We start from the raw sequence: 1,350 nt of genomic DNA on the forward strand, positions 1-1,350 counted from the left end.
GTGCACCGTATGGGCCTACGTCTGCAACCTCACGCCGGGCGTGCAGTCGCTGCGTCTCGACCAGCTGTCGCTGCAGCCGTCAGACGGCCCGAGGATCGAGGCGACCGCGCTTCCGACGCGAACGCTCGCGCTGGAGCCCGGCGAGCTGATCCTGGTCCACCCCGCGTTTCGCTGGGGGGCGATGTCGGGCGGCACCTCGCGTCCGCCGCAGCTGACGCTCCGGCTCGAGGGCTATGGCGTGCTGCGCGTGCCGCTGCGCGAGCGAACGACCAACCTGGGCGCGCTCGATGAGCTTCCTTCGGGACTTCGCGAGCCGCTGGCCTCTGAGCTCACGGCAGCGGGGGCGCTGCGTCGGGCCAGCCCGTGATGACGTTCAGGAGCATCGGGTCGTGGCGGCGGATCGCCGCACGACTCGAACAAGGGGGTCGAGGAGGTCTCATGCGTTTCGCCCATCTTCAGAGGTTCGTGCTCGCCGCCGTTCTCACGGCGCTCGTGCTGCTCGCCCGCCCGGTGGCGGCAGATGTTCCTGCTGATCCCGCGGGGGCATACGCCATGCGCTTCACGGTGCCCCTCGAAACCCTGAAGGCTGATTTCGGTCTGCCGCCTCGCTACGACCCTCACGAGGAGGGTGAGATCGCCTACAGCCGATGGTACGTGATGTCGAGCTATCCTACGGCCTCGCGCCAGGTGGTTGCGGCCTGGGGACCGCGGGCGCGTCGCTATCCCGCGCCGACACCGCCCGCCGGCGTTGACGCGGTCACCTGGAAGCGCGAGCGCGTGCTGGCTGCGGCGCAGAAGCTGATCGGGTATGGCTATCAGCATCACCACCTCCCAGATTTCGATCCTGGCCCCGGCTGGCCGTGGCGCAAGGTGGCGACGGGGCGCAACGGCAAGGGCGTCGACTGCTCGAACTTCACGGCGTTCTGCTACAACTACGCCCTTGGCATGCAGCTGCCCACGGCTATCGGCTCGCAGTCCGACATGCGTGATGTCGAGGGGCTGCAGGTTGCGTCGCTCGAGCTTCCGCCCAGCCGAGCCGGCGCGCCCACGCCGTTCGAGCGCTTCACCCGTGTGCTTGCGCCGGGCGATCTGCTGTTCGTGCGCAACCGAGGCGAGCGGGTGGCGCACGTGGTGATCTGGGTGGGCGCGAACGGCGCGGGGTGTCGTGATCCCCTCGTCATCGACTCAACCGACGTCGACACCGCTGACGACAAAGGGCAGGGCATTCCCCACGGGGTGCAGCTGCGACCGTTCCGGGACGGGGGGCGCTACCACACGCTCTTTGATCACGCGGTGCGCCTGATTCGCTGAGCGCGATGCTGCCCGAAGCGGTCAGGAGTGCGGCCCGGC

The 1,350-nt window shown here is 69.2% G+C and carries 2 protein-coding genes; both read left to right on the forward strand.

The window, feature by feature from the left end:
- On the forward strand, nt 1-367 hold a 367-nt coding region (locus EB084_25620; GenBank protein NDD31642.1), incomplete at its 5' end, for a hypothetical protein.
- The gene (locus tag EB084_25625) at nt 367-1,311 is read left to right on the forward strand and encodes a peptidoglycan endopeptidase (GenBank protein NDD31643.1); all 945 of its coding nucleotides are present in this window, start codon (nt 367-369) and stop codon (nt 1,309-1,311) included. The genes EB084_25620 and EB084_25625, both read left to right, overlap by 1 nt.
- Nucleotides 1,312-1,350 lie beyond the last annotated feature (39 nt).

The sequence above is a fragment of the Pseudomonadota bacterium genome, from assembly GCA_010028905.1.
Classification (GTDB): domain Bacteria; phylum Vulcanimicrobiota; class Xenobia; order RGZZ01; family RGZZ01; genus RGZZ01.